Here is an 18,720-nt window from a genome sequence, read left to right as displayed (position 1 = left end):
TGATTACCTTGAGGCTATATTTTTAGCGGGATCCGAGTTAGTTGAGTGATAATTAGGCATTCACGCTCTTGCCGTGGCTCTGACTCCATTGATTATCGATTCCGACTAAGATGAAACATTCCTCCTAAAATAAAACAAGCTAGATAATGAAATTACCCAATAAAAACAGATAGATACCTTAATTACTAATTTTCACAGTGCTAACTGCTACTTATTGTTAGCGCGATCGTTGAATATTTGGTTGAGATCAAGTTTTGTAACAAGTATGCTTCACATTGTAAACAATAAACAATATATAATTAACATGTTGGTGGTGAATACTTTTGTTACAAGAATGCAGATGCGACTACCTAATAATTTAGTAAGTCAAGATTGTCGATTGCTATAGCAATTATGTTAATTGGTATGCCAGAAAGGTGGTTCCTCAGCAAGAGAACAGCAACAAACGCCAGATTTCCTCGTCGGAGAATCAGACCGACACCTCTAACGACGAGTTGGAAATTATTAAAGTTCAAGCGTTGGTGATTCCTTATCTGCCGAAATCATAGGTAAATAATCCGCTCAAGATATAGGTGAAGCAACGAAATATCCCACCATTAGAGAGTGGAATACCGGCAACATATACCGTTTGGGTGCGCGCTATACATTCTAGTTTTTAGATTTACTAAGCTCCTAAAATAGGGTCCTTAGGAGGCCCTTTTTCCGTTAACTTACTAATTTACCTTAACAAGATATTGGATAAGAACATGATCATAAATAAACCGTTTTCCGTAGTCGCTTTTGGCGTTGCCATCGTTTTGCAAAGCGCTTGTAGTCATAATGACGCTGTAAGTCCCCCCGCAAATAGCCAAGTTTTATTTGAAGATGTATCTGAATCAGTAGGCTTAGTTACCGAAGCCAATTGGAAATACGGCGGGCCTGCGGTGGTTGATTTAAATAATGACGGCCATTATGACTTCTTGTTAACCAATCACGACAACACACCTGTACAACTATTTATGGGTAATGCTGACGATCGTTTTAGCGAAGTGAAAGATATTTTTCATAAAGCGGATTTACATGGAATATCCGCTGGCGATTATGATGCAGACGGTGACAACGACATTCTTTTATCACTCGGCGGCGGTAATGGCTTAACGCCGCAACCCCAGCGCTTGTTGCGTAATGACAATGGTACCTATACAGACGTTACAAAAGAAGCAGGTATCTCAAAGTTGGGCGCCAGAGGCCGAAGTGTTCGCTGGGTCGATTTAGACAACGATGGCGATTTAGACTTTATGCAAGTTAATGCCGCTAAAGTGGTCAACGAAACATTACCGCGTAATATCATTTTCAAAAACCTAGGGAATGGCACGTTTCGCTATGTAGAAAGTCCAGGATTTGAAGATATAGAAGCAGAACGAGTGTTAATAACAGACTACAACAATGATGATGTCATGGATATTATTGCATTTACCAGTTACGACAAAACATCAATATGGCAAGGTAATGGTGATTTTACCTTCACCAATACCACCAGCACTGTGTTTCCTCAAGGGCATGATGATTACCCAGGTACCATCACCGTCGCCCAAGCCGACATCGATAATGATGGCGATCTGGATTACTACTTTGCCCGCGGCAAGCTGTATTACACCATCGCCAACGACAGCCTCAGTTTCGATAAAGAGCATCAAACACTGGATCTTAGAGACGTAGGCAGTAAAAGTCATGATGGGTTAACGCTCTACGCTGATTCAGACTTAACGCTTAATGATTTCTATCACTTTCCCAGAGCCAAATTGCTGGATTTTATGCCGGTATTTATTGGTGCGAATAAACAGCAGATCACCACGCCAAAAGAAGATCACACTGTCACTCAAGAACAAGCGATGGGCTTCCCTACAGAATTGAACGAAACCGGTTGGTATTTAGGATATTTAGGCGACAACAAGTGGCGCCTTGAGTGGATGTTAACCGACGATTTAGCTTGGGATGTGCGCGCGTCATTGACTGGCGTTACAGATTACGAGGCTAGCTGGAAGCCACAAGATTTAGCCGTACCAGACGTATTATTGCGCAACGATAACGGTGTATTCTCAGATATTTCAGAGCGTATACCAGATACCTTAAAAACCAATAACTGGGGTGTCACCACTGGCGACTTCAACAACGATGGTAATGCTGATTTCTTTGTATATCGCTTTGGTGATTTAAAACGCAGGATCGCCGATGTGATGTTACTCAATACCGGTGATGGGCATTTCACAAGCAGCGTGGCGCATAACGCCACAACTGAAATCGATTTAAAATCTCACGGTGATTCAGGTGTCGCATTTGACTTCGACTTAGATGGAAAAATAGATATTTTAAGTGGCGATGATGACAACGGTAAATGGCATTTATACAAAAACGTCACTGACGATGCCCATAACAATCATTTGCTTGTAAAAATAGGCTATTCAAAAAATGGCGTTGACCCTTACGGGGCAAAGGTATGGATAACAACGAAAGGTCAAAAGCAATACAAACTCATAGGCTCAAGTAATGCTAGTCATTCCCAAAGCTTGCTGAACATAGCGCATTTCGGCTTAGGAAAAGACGATGTGGTAACCGACATCACGGTTCTCTGGCGAGACGGCACAACACAAACATTGAAAAACCAGCAAGCTAATCAGCTTCTAACGCTCGGCAAATCGATTTTATAAACCTAGGTATTGATTATTTGGCGGTAAAGTAAAGATTCTGCTTTACCGTTATTCGGGCTCTTTAACGTTCTTAGTATAAAAAATGAGTAAAAAAAATGACAGGTAATAAATTTAAAAAACCACTCTTTCTCAGTGTCCTTCTGCTACTGCAATTTTGTTTGTCCGCGTGTGGGCCATCTGACGAAAACTTGTCCAATATTACCGTCACCCCCTCATCACCTGTGGAACTCAATTATGAGGTAACGGGTAGCAAAACCAAAAAACTGACCTTTGAAATCGATAATCCTGGGCAGTCGGCGAACTTTTCTCTGTTCGATGGGGATAAGGTGTTAGTTGATAACCTCAATATCTCCCATACGGGCAGCCAAACGATTAATGTATTGGTGAAATTTAGTGCTTTAGGGCAAACACGTTTAACATTAAAAGCGATCAATTCTCCCATCACAATTAACTCTTTAAAAGTGGAAGACGCGGAGCATTTATCCATCCCACAATTTAAGGATATTTCTGTAACAGCAGGGTTAGATAAAGTTAATTCGATTAAATACGGCGGGCCTTCTGTTGCCGATATTGACCAAGACGGCGACTACGACTTTATCGTTAACAATCACAACGCAGAGTCGAGTAAAATCTATTGGAACAACGGCGACGGTACCGTCACTAAATACAAAGACGACTTGTCTCGCTGGTTTATGCAAGATCTTCACGGCACAGCTCTAGGTGATTACGATAATGACGGTGATCTCGATATGGTGCTGACTCGGGGCGGCGGTAATGGCACTGCCCCATCTGTCTCTTATTTCTATCAAAACGATAACAGTAATTTTGTGCGCTACACAGGAGATGTCGGTATCGACCGAGGCGCACGGGGTCGTGGAGCCAGATACTCAGACATGGACCTAGATGGCGATCTGGATCTCATGCTGGTTAATGAAACCGGCTTGAACAATCAAAAACCCCAGCACTTCTTTTACGAGAATAACGGCCAAGGTGGTTTCACCTTCAAGTCGGTACCCGATATTCAGGATGTCAGATCCTCTCGAGCCTGAGTCACAGACCTTAACGGTGATAACATCGACGATATCGTCATGTATGGGCCCTTATCTGTTTGGCAAGGCAATGGCGATTTTACCTACACCGATATCAGCGACAGCATTCCGAATAACATTCGAGCGTTGAACAGTGTTATGGCCGTAACCGACATAGATATAGATAACGACGGTGACTTGGATATGTATTTGGCCAGAGGCAAAGAGTTTGAGCATGGCAAGGGCGAAACACCGTCCGTTGATTTTGACCCCATAGCCCGAAATTTCTCTCTGAAAACGCGAGGTTATAAAGGTGTTGACGAATTTAGCTTCAAGGCAAGTGGCCCACTGAAATTGCATAATTATCATTTTCTAGGGCAAAACGGCTTTAGGGGAAAAGCCTACCCTATCTACTTGGGTAAAAACAAAATATCAACGGATGTGCCATCTGGCGGCACCCTAGAATTTGATAAAACAAATGCACAAGGCTGGCCCGACGATATTTCAGCTGACGGAGTTTATTTCGGTCACGTGGGCAACAACAAATGGCGAGCGGCATTGGTACGCAACGGTGATATATTTTGGTCCTATTTCTTCACCTTATCAGGTGTAGAAGAAGCGGCGCCTAATTTTATACCGGAAAATCGTAATATACAGGACGTGTTGCTAGAGAACAGAGACGGCAAATTTGTTGACGTTACCCAACAATGGAATATTCCAGCAGGTGGTAACGCCTTAGGTGTTACAACCGGTGATTTTAACAATGACGGCCATCAAGACTTGTTTGTTTACCGTTGGGGATTAGTCGAGAAACGTATCTCAGATCTCATGCTGCTCAACACAGGCCAAGACAACTTCGAAACGGTCACTATGCATGGTGCAAGTGATTTAGGTGGGCCGGGGTTTGGCGACATGGGCCAAGCGTTTGATTTTGATCTCGATGGAAATTTAGACATACTCAGTGGCAGTGAATACGGTCAATGGTATTTGTATAACAATCAGCCAGTGACTGACAACAACTACGCTTTGGTAAGAGTGGGTTATTCCCCAGAAGGTAACGTTGATGCCCTCGGCGCACAAATTACCTTACAAACAGCTTCAACTACATACCAAAAACGTATCGGCTCAGCGGGTGAAGTGTTCTCACAAAGCTTACTGAATATCGCGCATTTCGGATTAGGCAAAGAAGACAAAATAAGCCATATTCAGGTACGTTGGCGCAACGGCGAAACGGTTAGTTTCTCTAATAAACAAGCCAATAAAATATTTGATACTAACGCACTGGATCCGGCTACTTTGGCAATAAATACCCAAGACTTAGCGCCAAGATCGGGAGATACACTGCAATTAGAAGTGACCGCGACGCCTGAAAACGCAAGCCAAGACGTGCAATGGCATTCAAACGACCCAACTGTCGCTCAAATAAGCCCCAGCGGACTTCTGAAGGTGGTAGGCAAAGTAGGCGAGAGCACAATGATTATGGCCACGAGCACTAAAAATGCTCTGTCGGTCAAAGCCAAAATCACCGTGCACCAATGGTACGCCAACCCTATTACTTCAGCGACCTTAAGCGCTTCAAAAACCAAACTGATTGAAGGTGAAGTACAGCGGATAAACGCAAATATCGCTCCTGAAGGCCCAGACAATGCACAATTAAGCTGGACTAGTTCAGCGCCAGAGGTTGCATCGGTCGATGCCGATGGAACAATTCACGCGTTAACCCGAGGTCAGGTTACGGTTAGCGCTCAGAGCGAAGGAAATTCAGATATTTATGACGAATTGCAATTTATCGTTGAAGCGGACGTAAAACCCTATATCGAAATTGAAAACTTGGCAGAACTTAACAGCAAAACAATTCGTGCTGGGCAAACGTTTGAGATCCATATTAACTACCATGCAGGAACGGGCAATAAAGTGATTTCTGCCGATGAAGGAGGCCTGCGAGTTTGGCTACGACATTTTAAAAAACAGTGGATCCCTATCGAAGATAGAATACAAACTGATGCAAGTGTTCTGTACACAGTATCCGGCAGTTCAACAGCGACCGTATCAACCAAAGGACTCTTGCCTACTGATGCACTACCCGAAGGCCAGTTTTATTCATTAGACGTAAGCTTCACAGCCAGCAATGGAAAAACTTATAAAGACAGCATCGAACGTTTTGTTTTATTAGAATAGAGTATGTGATTCATCGACATCTTTTTACTTTACTTGGGTGACATGAGCGATGAAATTCAACAAAAATTGGCTTGCATAAAGTTACTTTAATCAACAACTGATTCTGGTCTAGTTTGTCGCAGATGTGACATTACTAGACCGACTCTTCTCAAATGATAGAGGCGCTATCAAAAACTCGGTGATGAAGGCTTAGTTAGTCAAAATGAACGCGCTCATTCTTCACCAAACCTCAACAACATCAGCATTTTTGCCGATACCCCCCCTCAGAATTAACGTTATTTAAAGTACCCGAAAGAAAGTACATTAACTTATATGTTTCCGGCTCGGGATTTTCTGAGTGGATGCAGGCGAATAATCTGAATATTGGCGTAAAGAAATAAAAAATATCCTCAAAGGACAATGGTTCGGTTCCCACAACCAAGGTTTTAGAAGGGTATACAGAACCTTAGAAATTGGCGAGCGCTAAGCTGATGAAGTCATTTCCTCTCACCTTTCTCCACTTAAAAATCAGCCAGTTTTCTATTGCTCAACCAATGGGGTGCCAATCATTGCACTTCATAGATGCGCTCGGCATTCATGTCATCGGCAAGGGCTTTTGCTATTGTCGGATTACCGGCGCCCATCTTGGCGCAAAAAGTCTCCTTGCAGCCTATTTCTGCAAATGTTGGGCGCAAGCATCACTGACTTTGGCGGCGTCGAAAATCTCGAGCCAATAGCCATCCGGGTCTTTTATAAAGGTAAGGCCTTTCATCGCCCCATCATTTGGGCACTTTTTAATTCGGTAACATTTTCACAGGCGAAATTGCCTGGTCCCTGTTCTTTAGCCCGCGGGCGTCAAATTTTTTAATACCCGCTTGATTAGCCAAAGGTGTCGTTGTCGTAATCCCCTGCGGCCATGCCGTGTAGGTCACCACCTATCATTTTTTGCGTATAGGCAGTATTAATAGGCTGTTTCTTGGCCCCAAAATAAATTTTTTGGGGTGAAATTATGCTGGGATGCAACCAAATCATACTGTCCATGGTTGTTGAAAGCCTCGACGACTGGCCCGCCATACTTTCCGCTAGGCTTACCAATAATGGCCGCTTTTTTTGTGACATAAACAAATTGTGGAGTGAATATCTGAATGGACACCTTAACGTTCAACCTTCCACCAACGACAACTGAGTCAGACGACTGACACGCTATTAGGAATAAGCCAACGGCTGGTGAGTAACAATGAAGATGTAAAAAATCGAGCAGTATGTTGTATAAGACGCCCTTTTGATAATAAGAAATGGTAAAAACCACGTGCTAAGTCAGGTAAAAACGTGGTTATTTTATTTGCTATCCTTAATATATTGCGCGCAACCTATATGCTGCGCGCTGGAGAGTCAGGCTACTGCCCCGAAAAGCGTCGTTCGTACATACCTTTATGTAACTCTTTTGCAGCTTCTACCATGGGGGAATAAGGTGTATCGGTGACGTTAACGAAGCCAACATTGTAGTTTTCACCGTCAAACGCCCGTCCGGTAATTGGCGAATCCATATACTGGAACCAATGCGCTCCGATGAAATATGGGCTGTCAATAATAGTGTGCATATAGTCTTGATACATATCAGCCCGGTCTTGTTGGCTGGCCGCGTGCACCAACCCCGGATGAAATAACCCGCTATCAGTGGCGCCAATGTGGAATTCGCCTACGATAGATGGCATATCAAAATCCGCTAAGAATTCCCAACCTTTGGGGTGTAAGCCTTCTTTGTAGATGTTATAGCTCATTACATCGACATATTTTGTCGCGGCTTTTGCCACTTCCATGGGCATGCCCCAATCAGCGAAACGTGAACCTAGATAGAGATGATCGGGCAAGTAGGTTTGCAGCGCGTCATCAACCGTTGCGTAATATTTATCAGCATAGGCGTATAACATATCACTGTAATCCTTTAGCTGTTTGTCAGCAGATTTGGGATCCGGCGATAATGTTGAATCCATGCCTTTATCAAAGACATTCCAAGAAGCAATATCTTTACCCCATGCAGAATTCAAAGCCTCTATGCTGCGATACTTATTTTTCATCATCTTGGTAAAAGCGGCTTTAGTGGGCACCTCATGCCCGTCGCGTTTAAGGGTGTTGAATACGATGCCGTACCGCGACTGTGACGTTTCGCTACGTCCGAAACTTTTCTCGTTATCTATAAAAATACCGACGCACCAAGGGGTATTTTTGACTTCTTGTGCGATTACGCTAACGGTCTGCAATGCACGCTCTTTAAATTTAGGATCGAATACATCTGGCATGTTGCCCCAAAAATCATCGCCGCTGGAAACAGTTTTAAAGTCGCCAATGATCCAGCCATTAGCAAAAAATGGTACTTGTTGATTATCGTAAAACGCCGGGTCGGTCCAATTTCCGAGTGAAGTGAATCCCCAGTTGCGCATACGCTGCAAGGTAACGTCATGCCACTTCTGCATATAATCAGGAGCAAGCTCACTGTATTTACGATCCAAATTAGCCGAATAAAAACTGTAGGTTTCACCTTGCTTTAGCGGGCCTGAATGCACTCCGGTGCGATATCCATAATGTTTCCCCAAAGGTTCGTCATATTCTGGCAACCAAGTAAACAAGTCTTTTCTCAGCTTGGATGCCACAAAGCGTAACGGCACAGCACTGTCATCAACACGGTTAAGCCCTTGTGAATCAGCGGGAGTGACATCCGCATTGTCCGCTTTCGCCAACGCGGATGCAGGGTAATCATAGCCTGTCATAGTGGATGAGTTTGCTAACCGAATAATATCGAGTCCGGTGGCAAAATACAGATATCCATCTGGGTCAACCAAGCTCCATTTCCCCTTATATTTAGCCGTTCTAAAATGCCCGGTTCCTTCAAGTTTAGGGCCGTTTAACCAGCCCCCCCATTTTGAACGCGGGGCGTTCCATTTTCCATCAAGGGTTTGCAACTCTTTGTCACGGGCGACGTTTAGCTCTTCTAATGAGTGCACTTTTCCCTCAAACTCTCGCTTTGCATTTTGGCCAAATTTATCAACCACGCCCGTAAGGTAGTGCGTATCCATAGGCGGGTTTTGGCGCAAGCGGATATCGTCAATAGTGATTTGTTTATCAAATAAATTATTTTGCACACTTAACGACATTTTACTTATGCCACTTAACTTAAGATTTTTCTTACCCCACAAGGAGATAAACTGCTTATCATCAGAAGTCCAAGTATCTGGGTTAGAGCGCAGGCCTGAGGTAAAATTAAATTCGTTTTTATCATCACTGATTGATTTGGCTAAATCATGCCCCGCCATTTTTGCATAGTAGGTTTTCTTAGGCCCAATTGGCACACTGACCGAGCGCGTGTAAGAATCGCCATTGATGTCAGATATGTTTAAGAACAACTGAACTGAGTGCTCTCCCCCATTACCGATATCAAACGCAACATTAAAATCCTCTAAGTCGCTCCAGTCCCATGCCACATCAGGGACAAAATCCACGGCGCTGTTAATGTTGTCTTTACCATGAAATACAACCGTTAGACCTTCATCAGAAGACGTGTTAACGGTACCTGTCGCGTTGGTATATTTGACATGATTGAGGGCGTCGCTATTAGAGGCAACAAATAACGTTTCAAGTGTTTTGCCTCCTTGTTCGTTTACCTGATGTAGTTGAACTTCAGTGGCCGAAATGTTCGTAGTGTCGTCAGTGGTTTCACTTGTACTGCACCCTGCTAGCGCGCTAACAATCGCCCCAAGCAGTAACGTTTTACTGGCATTCATATTTACCCCTATCAAAAACATTAACATAATTTACATTTTGGTATTATACATAGCGCACAAAACTTGTAAATTGTTAACAATTAATTAGGCTATAAAAATTCTTCATTCACCAAACTAATTTATAAAAATCATATATTTGAGAATTATTAATAGGTTAAATTTGAAAACGTCGTATGATTATTCGGTAAAATACGTCAGACAACTTTCTTAGTGAATGTTGGAAACAACCCTTAATAGAACAGCGATTGTTAACAACACAATAAATACGACAAGGGGGTCTGCACATAGATTATCTCGCGTTTAACAAGGCCATTGAGATGTTTATCTCATTACACAATAATTAATTGTTAACAATTTTCAATATTTACGTTAGCATAAAGAAAATGCGATTTGAGTAACCTTGTTGCTCAAGCTAAATAGGAACATCAATGAATAACCAAGTTAGGCATGTATTTTTCTGTGCCATTGTAGTGGCGTTTGGGGGGTTTATCTTTGGTTTAGATGCCGCGCTTATCTCCGGCACTGTGCGATTTATATCGGCAGAATTTGCTCTTTCAGATTTGCAAATTGGCGCCGTTGTGAGTGCTCCTGGATTCGGTGTGTTATTCGCGTTACTTATCACTGGCTTTATTTGCGACAAATACGGCCGTCGTCAAGCGCTGTTGATCATTTCGTTTCTCTACATATTATCCGCGGTTGCATCAGTGGGCGCATTTTCGTTTGAAATGTTAGTTACTGCACGTTTCGTTGGGGGACTCGCGTTTACGTCCCTGTCTGTGGCTGCAATGTACATTGGCGAGATTGCCCCGCCTAAACTGCGAGGCAAGCTCGTCGCGATGATACAAATTAATATCGTCATTGGCTTATCCGCTGCTTATTTTGCTAATTACATGATATTGCAAGTATCGCAATTGGACTCACAGTGGGTGACGTCTCTAGGCTTGAACACCCATACGTGGCGCTGGATGCTTGGCATCGAAATAATTCCCGCTATTTTATGGCTGTTCCTATTGTTTTTGATCCCCAGAAGCCCACGCTGGCTAGTGATGAACAACCGTATTGACGAAGCAGAAAGTGTACTTCACCAATTTTTAAGCGACCAAGAAGCCGAGAAAGAACTGGCTCAAATACAGTACAGCGTCGATTTAGGCGACAAGCATGCTCTGTCCACCATGGAAGCGATAAAAGCCATGTTCGGCAGTAAAATGCGCAAGGCTGCTTTAATTGGCCTAACCATGGGCGTGGTTCAGCAAATTACTGGCATCAACGCCATTATGTTTTATGCCCCAACCGTATTTGAGCAGGTCGGTCTTGGCACTAACGCTGCCTTCTTCCAAGCGCTTATCGTCGGTTTAGTTAGTGTGGTGTTCACCATTGGCGCAGTGTTATTAGTTGACAGATTGGGCCGTCGCCCGTTAGTTATTTACGGGCTTGCAGCGGGTACTATCAGCTTGTTTATGTGTCACTACGCATTTAGCCAAGCCACTTACTTGCTAACACCGGAGCAGATCAATACTTTTGTTACCCAGCATGGCCTAACGAACCTACATGACATGGTCAGCACCACCTTCTCATCTGATATCGAATTTAAGAACATGTTGCAATCTGTGATTGGTCTTGAAGATTTTCGGCGCCATGAAGGGCAATTAATGCAAATGGCGACCAATGTGAACGCCAATATGATCCTGTTTGGTGTTATGGGCTACATTGCCGCATTCCACTTTTCAATTGGCCCTGTTATGTGGGTATTATTTTCAGAGATATTCCCAATAGCCATTCGCGGTACCGCTATTCCGATGTTCGCGCTACTCGCCAGTATTGTTAGCTATTTGGTTCAGCAATTTTTCCCTTGGCAACTTAGCCACATGGGCGCAAGTGACATTTTCTTGTTTTACGCCATCAGCGGCGCCGTCGGATTCGTGATTTTATATAAAATCATGCCGGAAACGAAAAACAAAACAATTGAAGAAATTGAAGTGGACTTAGACAGCTGTAAAAACAAAGTGAGCGTAGTCTAATATGTCACGCCCTTCACTCTTAGCCATTGGCGAATGCATGCTTGAACTGAGTTTCACTTTGAGCAAAACCTTACACCATTCATTCGCTGGTGATACGTACAACTCCCTCGTATATGCCAAACGTTGGCAAGCCCAGTTAGATTGCTATTTTTTGACTGGGGTCGGCCAAGATACATTCAGCACATTAATGACTGAACACTGGGAGAAACACGGTATCAGCAGCAAATTTGCCCTGATATCGCCCACTCATAATGTGGGAATTTACGCGATTAAAAACGACGGCAACGGCGAGAGACACTTTGACTATTGGCGCAAAGACTCTGCTGCAACCCAATTAATGCAACTTATTGAGCACAACAAAGCTGAATCAGATTGGCCGCATTTCGATGTAATCTATTTCAGCGGTATTACCCTTGGGGTTCTTGCTGATCACGATAAATCTCGCTTTATAGACTTAGTTACCCGTCTTAAAGCCAAGGGCAGCAAAATTGCTTTTGATCCAAATTACCGGCCTAAAATGTGGTCCAGTAAGGCGCATGCTATTCAATGGCTTGAAGCCGCCTATGATCTGAGTGACATAGTGTTACCCGGCACTGAAGATCATGATGATCTGTTGGGGCACACTTCAGTCAGTGAAATTGTAGATTACTGCACAAAGCACGATGTGAGCGAGTTAGTCGTCAAAGCAGGTAAACAAGGCGTATTCGCCTTTGTTAATGGTCAAGCTTTATGTCACGTGCCCTTTACGCCAGCTAAAATTCAGCGCGATACCACCGCCGCCGGTGACTCTTTTGCTGGCGTGTATTTAGCGTGTCGAATGGCCAACCATGATTGCAAAACGGCAATAGAGCAAGCCGCTGGCGCTGCAGGTCTGGTGGTGCAACATCAGGGCGCCATCGTTGAACACAAAATTTTCGATGCATTTCGCCAGCATTTTGCCTAAGTCGTTATAACGTCGTATCGAACAAGAATTATTGAGGAAAGACCCATGAGTGATGCTAATCCAAAACAAAGCCTAGCTACCAAACGCGCTATTGAGCGCGGCTACGACAGCAAAAATGCAGACTGGATGATTGAATTCGAAACCAGTCCGCTAAAAGGTGATTTCGCATTTGAAGAAGGTGTAATACGTCGCGACCCAACATCGGTCATTTCGGTTGAGGGTGTATACCATTGTTGGTATACCAAAGGCAGCGGCGAAACCGTCGGCTTTGGTAGTAGCAACCCAGACGATAAAGTCTTTCCATGGGACTTAACCGAAGTATGGCACGCCACCTCACATGACGGTGAAACATGGAAGGAACAAGGCCCCGCGATTACGCGTGGTGCAAAAGGTACCTTCGATGACAGAGCCGTATTCACCCCTGAAGTGCTTGCCCATGCTGACAAATATTATCTGGTCTACCAAACGGTGCAGTTTCCCTATACCAATCGACAAATTGAGCAAATCGCCATTGCTCATGCAGATTCACCTTTTGGCCCATGGACGAAGTCATCTGCGCCTATATTGAGTCCCTCAATGGATGGCAAGTGGTTAGGCGACGAAGACAATCGTTTCCATGTTAAATCCAAGGGCAGTTTTGATAGTCATAAGGTACACGATCCTTGTTTATTGGTTTTTAATGGTAAATTTCACCTGTACTACAAAGGTGAAACCATGGGCGAAGAAATGAATTTCGGTGGCCGGGAAATCAAACACGGCGTCGCTATTGCTGACAACGTATTAGGACCCTATACCAAGTCTGAATATAACCCGATTAGCAACAGCGGACATGAGGTGGTGGTCTGGAATTATCGCGGTGGCATAGCCAGCTTATTGACTACTGACGGACCTGAAAAAAATACCATACAATTTGCCCCTGATGGTATTAACTTTGACATCAAAGCGCATATCAAAGGCGCACCGGAAGCCATTGGTGTATATCGCCCATCCGAACAACAGAACGTTGTAGCGCCGGGCTTACAATGGGGGCTCTGTCATAAATATGATAGCAGTTGGAATTGGAATTATATCTGTCGATATCGTTTGAAAAAGCAGGTTCTGGATGCAGGAACCTTTCAAAATAGTAACTAACCAGAACCGTAATTTAGGTACCAAGTAAGAGGATAAACCCATGTATAAAAGCATGCAGTTAATCGATATGTTAAAGAAAAAACATACATTTCGTTCCGACAACGATGTCGCGAAAAAGCTTGGCATATCGCGCTCAGCGGTCAGTCGTTACCGCAACAGCACCGGCTCAATCGACGACAAATTGGCTGTTGAAATTGCCGAAATGTTGACCCTTGATCCGTTTGCTGTCCTTGCATCTATGCGCTGCGAACGCGCGGCACGTAACAACAGCCCGACGGATATTAACTTCTGGCGTAAATACGCTGCGTAATTTAACCGCATTTAGCACATTTAATTACGCTTAGCGTAGTCACTGAGAACCGACAGCTTTTGCTTAGGGTAAATTGTTTTTTCTCGCCTGCTCTAACGCCTGTAAGGTCACTTTACTCTCGCGAGTATCCCTATTCTGGGGGATATTTGAGCGCCACAATAATCAGGGTAATGTTGACTAACTTAAGTTCATCAAGCCTTGAATCAACAATTTGCCCGACAAGCATTCGCTTTAACTCCCTAGATGTAGCACAAAGCGCATTGCAAAAAGTCCCCGACAGCCAGAAGAACACCTTGGGTGAAATCAAACAAAACGTTGAAAATATTAAAGAAAGTAATGGTCACACGTTAAAATTCGCCCAGCGAAGTTCATCGATCAATCAACAAATTCTAAAAATGCGTCATGCCGCGGCGGAATTGAGGGATATATTTAAAATTTCATTGTCGTCTCGCGCTTAGAGAAAGGTATGCAATTAGGTTTAGTAAGCAACATAACTAGCGGTCGCTAAAGGCCGATAATCGCCAGGCCAATTTATCAGTAGACGCTGGAACCAGAGTCCAGCCACTTAGCTTTTCTATCTCACATCTCACATCTCGCTTTCTCTTCAAAATCACTATCCTTTTGCGAGAAAAGGCCCCTATCCCGCCTGAAACAATGATAGTTTTTTGTGAAAAAATATAATTTACCTTAATACCAAAAAAACTGAAAAAAATTAAACTATTGATATACATGACAATATTTAACTAATACGGAAAAATAAAACGAACCAATTAATAGTAATTGTTAACAAAAAACTTTTGACATTAATGGTGGGTGGTGTTTACATACGATTTACATTTCAGGTGTAACAAAATATTCACACATATTCTGTTGGCTAACGCACTTGAAGATGATTTTGGAACAACCTTGGCATTTCAGGTTAAACCGATTAAACGACGACATTTATAATTACCGGGAACAATTAACTATGTCTAAAGCATTCATCACACCTTTTAAATTGAGCGCAATCTCAATAGCTGTCTTAATGGCATCCAATGCTATTGGACAAACACAAGAACAAAAAGACACTCAAAGCACTGCCACAATACAAGCTGAATCAACCGAAGCCAGCGGCATCGAGGTAATTGAAATTACGGGTTTGAAGAGCAGTCTCAAAAAATCAATTAATGATAAGCGCTTCTCTCAAAACTTAGTCGACACGATTAATGCCGAGGACATTGGCAAATCAACCGACCAGAACGTTGCGGATGCACTAAGCCGTGTTACGGGCGTTTCATTGGTTACGCGCGACGGTGAAGGCACCCAAATTACGGTTCGGGGCGCCACCGCCAACCAGAATAATATTACTATCAACGGTCAACAACTGACTTCTACCGATTTTAGCCAAGCAGTAGATTTGAGTTCGTTTTCAGCTGACATATTATCCAAGCTTGAAGTGGTGAAGACATCGAGTGCGGATCAAGACGAAGGATCATTGGGGGCAAATATAAACCTAATTACCCTCAAACCCCTCGATCAGAAAAAAGACGTGCGCTCATTTACTGCACAAGGTCGTTACAACGATTTCTCAGAAGAGTCAGATCACAAAGTACAGTTTACCCTCACGGAAAAATTCTTTGATGATACCTTTGGCGTTGCGTTTTCTGCATATGATGAAACCACCAGTATTCGTCGCGACCAATATCGAGTCGACAGATTCGAAGCCTCCACTATCATCGACTCAGCCAGTGACTTAAACGGTGAAGCAATTTCAGGTGTCAAGGCAATTCGCCCGACTGCCACCCGTTACGAGTTGCATCAAAACAATACCGAACGTCAAGGGTTAACCCTTGGCTTGCAGTTTTTACCTGACGATGTGTCTGAAATGACACTGGATATTACATATTCAACACAAGAATATGCCACGCGCCAAGACGCTGTAATTTCCCGTTTTACCAATAATGAAAATTTTGTCGAAGGGGTAAAACCACTCGGAGAATTGCGACCTGCAGCACCATTTACCGACCCTCAACGAGACTGGTACGTAGTCGACACGGATACAAATACCCTTGTAAAACAGTTAAATCGCTTCGGCGCAGGTGACTTACAAGCATCGCAAGGCGGAAATGACCAAAAGAACGGCAGTGTATCATTCACGTACAAACGTGAATTAACGGATGAGTTCCGTATGTCGAGCCAAATTGGCTACTCCAAAAGTGAGTCAGAAAGCTTACCTAGTGCATTTGCTGCGTTGCAAAACTTCCCTCAAGTCCCTGCCGTGAAACTATACGATGCAGGGCGAGATGTTGAGCCTGTAGGTTACGATTGCACAAGTGGAACCTGCCGTATGGTGGTTGGTAGCAGTCTTGTCGATTTGGGTGAACAAATCGTCAATGAAGTTGACCCAGATACTGGCATTTTTACCCCAGGATACGATGATAACATCGTTTTAACTGGATATAACCCAACTGACATCAACACCCAGCACCTGTCTTTCCTATCTGAAAATGATGTCAACGTGAGCGATGAGTTAGCGAACGCACAGTTTGATTTTGAATACGACTATGAGGGGTTTGGTTTTACCTCATTCGAGTTTGGTGGCAAGGCGACCAAACGCACCAAGGACGTTGACAACCAACAGTACCGTTTCAACTCTGTCACAGCCACAGACGTCATTGAAGATGAATTCGGTAACCCTGTCGCTATCCCAGGTGGTTCTCTGCTCGATATTCGCGCTACCCTCATTGCTCGTGAAGGCGTGCTACCCAGTGATTTTATGCAGTCATTAGGTTATGGCCGCAATGAAGCAACGCAGGGCTGGACTCAAGTCGATGCAACCAAAGCAATCAACTTGTTACTCGATGATGAAAACACCGTCAGGACCCCAAATGACTCGGAATCTCGGATCGCAGATATAGACACCCAAGCTTTCTATGTGAAAGGTAATTTCGATTTATTTGACGGCCGTTTAACCGGTAATATCGGTTTGCGCTACGTTAAAACAGATATCACTGCAGAAGGGTATTCTGGTGCAGATTTCTGGCAGTTCTCTGAAACCTTAGAGCGTGAATTTGACCGTGTTAACATTCGTGACTTACGCGATACCAGTTTACCTGAGTGCCGCGCACCCATTTTCGCCGACCCTAACCAACCAAAAGGTTACGAGCAAAAATACCAACGTGTAGATGGCCAAGGTTGGGATACCAGTAGCGGTCCAGATCCTTCAGGCTGGACACGCATAGCGGACCAAGGCCCGTGTCACGATCCTGCATTTGCCCAATGGGCAGCGTTTCAACAGGATCCAAGCCTGCCAGAACCAGCAGAGCCCATCACTTGGCTAAACATGTGGCGCTATGCAGATGTAGCCACCACCCGTAATAACGGCTGGAATGGCGACATCGTTTATGACGGTACCACGCCACTGTCACCGGTGAATGCCAATCAGTTTTCAGCAACATCAGAGCGTAACAGAGAGCTACAATCGTTCCGCTCATCTGACAAACACAGCTACACAAACTTATTGCCAAGCTTGAACCTAAACTACGCGATTTCTGATGAAATGGTCGGCCGCTTCTCGGTTTCTAAAACGATGACACGTCCGGAAATTGATCAACTTCGCCCTGGTTTTCAGTTAACCGAAAATGGTTACTGGGGGTCAGGTAACCCAAGTACTGGCAGTAAGGTATCGTTGTTTAATACTCAGCTTGAGCCTTTAGAGTCTAAAAACTTAGACGTGTCTTTTGAGTGGTATTTCAATGAAACCTCTATGCTCAGTGTTGCGGTATTCCACAAGAATATGTCTAACTTCACCACGGTTGAAAACGCGGTTACCTACCTTAAAGACGTGCGTAACGTTGACACGCCTGTCAGTGGCAGTGAAATCATTTTACTAGCAGAAGATGACGGTACAAATGATCAAGGTTTAAACGGATGTATGCCGCTGCGCGCCACTGCTGACTACGGCTGGTGGAATTCTGATCCCACCCGTTTCAGCGATAATTTACGTGATCTATGTGCGCAATATAGCGTCAGTAAAATTGTCAATGGCAAAGGCGCCAAAATTACCGGCCTAGAGTTGGGTTATGTGCAAACTTATGACTTTTTGCCGGGCTTTTTATCTGGTTTAGGCGTGTCAGCAAACTATACCTACCAAGATAGTCAATATGATCCTGACCGCTCAAGCATCGATCCGAGCAAAACCTTACCGTCATTCCCAGTGGCCGATACACCTGAGCATAGCTATAACGCGACCATATTCTGGGAGCAAGACGGCCATCAAATCCGCTTAGCCTATCGAGGCACAAGCGACTCACTCGTGGGTACTGATTACAACACAGGCTTACAAGGCCGTACGTGGAACCAAGGATCCTTGTGGAATGGAGGCCGCGGCAACCTGGATTTGTCAGCATCTTACAAACTGAACGACAACGTCACCTTTTCATTGCAAGCCATCAACTTGCTTGATGATGAATTTAGAACCTACTACACCAGCCGAGAATTAGAAGTAGACCGCATTTTCGCTGACAACAATGTGGGTTACCAATTTGTCGCCTTTGAAGAAGGCAACCCTCTAGAGGGAGATGCCACACGTTCACGTACCTACACCCGTTATAAGGTTGGAACGACTTATCGCTTAGGTGTGAACGTTACATTCTAAGGTTACTTATTAAGATCAGCAGAAGTGAGGT

At 44.0% G+C, this 18,720-nt stretch carries 11 protein-coding genes and 1 pseudogene; 9 read left to right on the top strand and 3 right to left on the bottom strand.

Annotated elements, in window-relative coordinates; all coding sequences use genetic code 11:
- The first annotated feature begins 746 nt into the window (after positions 1-746).
- From GQS54_RS21415 to GQS54_RS21410, 3 genes are all read left to right on the top strand, one after another.
- Positions 747-2,687 carry a CRTAC1 family protein gene (locus GQS54_RS21415; protein ID WP_166425955.1) on the top strand — a complete coding sequence of 647 codons (1,941 nt, stop codon included), beginning with the start codon at positions 747-749 and terminating at the stop codon, positions 2,685-2,687.
- 95 nt (positions 2,688-2,782) lie between these two features.
- Positions 2,783-3,736 (top strand): VCBS repeat-containing protein, encoded by a 954-nt coding sequence (locus tag GQS54_RS23370; RefSeq protein ID WP_240920035.1) that lies wholly within the window; start codon positions 2,783-2,785, stop codon positions 3,734-3,736.
- 39 nt (positions 3,737-3,775) lie between these two features.
- The gene (locus tag GQS54_RS21410; protein ID WP_240920034.1) at positions 3,776-5,893 is read left to right on the top strand and encodes an Ig-like domain-containing protein; all 2,118 of its coding nucleotides are present in this window, start codon (positions 3,776-3,778) and stop codon (positions 5,891-5,893) included.
- A 649-nt stretch (positions 5,894-6,542) separates the two neighbouring features.
- Here the strand turns inward: GQS54_RS21410 and GQS54_RS23365 are convergent.
- The 3 genes and pseudogenes from GQS54_RS23365 to GQS54_RS21395 form a co-directional block, all read right to left on the bottom strand.
- Positions 6,543-6,668: pseudogene (locus GQS54_RS23365) on the bottom strand (lactoylglutathione lyase); the annotation flags it as partial.
- An 83-nt stretch (positions 6,669-6,751) separates the two neighbouring features.
- Positions 6,752-6,913, bottom strand: a complete 162-nt coding sequence (locus tag GQS54_RS21400) for a hypothetical protein (protein WP_166425954.1) — start codon at positions 6,911-6,913, stop codon at positions 6,752-6,754.
- A gap of 356 nt (positions 6,914-7,269) precedes the next feature.
- Positions 7,270-9,651: a beta-galactosidase gene (locus tag GQS54_RS21395; protein WP_166425953.1), complete on the bottom strand. Its 2,382-nt coding sequence runs from the start codon at positions 9,649-9,651 to the stop codon at positions 7,270-7,272.
- Between the two features lie 428 nt (positions 9,652-10,079).
- Between GQS54_RS21395 and GQS54_RS21390 the strand changes: the two genes are divergently transcribed.
- The 6 genes from GQS54_RS21390 (at position 10,080) to GQS54_RS21365 (ending at position 18,689) form a co-directional block, all read left to right on the top strand.
- Entirely contained in the window at positions 10,080-11,669 is a 1,590-nt protein-coding gene (locus GQS54_RS21390) for a sugar porter family MFS transporter (RefSeq protein ID WP_166425952.1), read from the top strand.
- Between the two features lies 1 nt (position 11,670).
- Positions 11,671-12,612 (top strand): sugar kinase, encoded by a 942-nt coding sequence (locus GQS54_RS21385; protein ID WP_166425951.1) that lies wholly within the window; start codon positions 11,671-11,673, stop codon positions 12,610-12,612.
- A gap of 45 nt (positions 12,613-12,657) precedes the next feature.
- Positions 12,658-13,743, top strand: a complete 1,086-nt coding sequence (locus GQS54_RS21380) for a family 43 glycosylhydrolase (RefSeq protein WP_166425950.1) — start codon at positions 12,658-12,660, stop codon at positions 13,741-13,743.
- A gap of 40 nt (positions 13,744-13,783) precedes the next feature.
- Positions 13,784-14,053, top strand: coding sequence for a helix-turn-helix transcriptional regulator (locus GQS54_RS21375; protein ID WP_166425949.1), 270 nt, complete (start codon positions 13,784-13,786; stop codon positions 14,051-14,053).
- Between the two features lie 146 nt (positions 14,054-14,199).
- Positions 14,200-14,511 carry a hypothetical protein gene (locus GQS54_RS23360; RefSeq protein WP_240920033.1) on the top strand — a complete coding sequence of 104 codons (312 nt, stop codon included), beginning with the start codon at positions 14,200-14,202 and terminating at the stop codon, positions 14,509-14,511.
- 509 nt (positions 14,512-15,020) lie between these two features.
- Complete coding sequence (locus GQS54_RS21365; RefSeq protein WP_166425948.1) at positions 15,021-18,689, top strand: TonB-dependent receptor; 3,669 nt, start codon at positions 15,021-15,023, stop codon at positions 18,687-18,689.
- The last annotated feature ends 31 nt before the right edge of the window (positions 18,690-18,720 follow it).

It is taken from the genome of Paraglaciecola sp. 20A4, from assembly GCF_011378905.1.
Lineage (GTDB): Bacteria > Pseudomonadota > Gammaproteobacteria > Enterobacterales > Alteromonadaceae > Paraglaciecola.
Note: the sequence above shows the minus strand (reverse complement) of the source record. Positions and strands in the feature narration are given on the sequence as shown.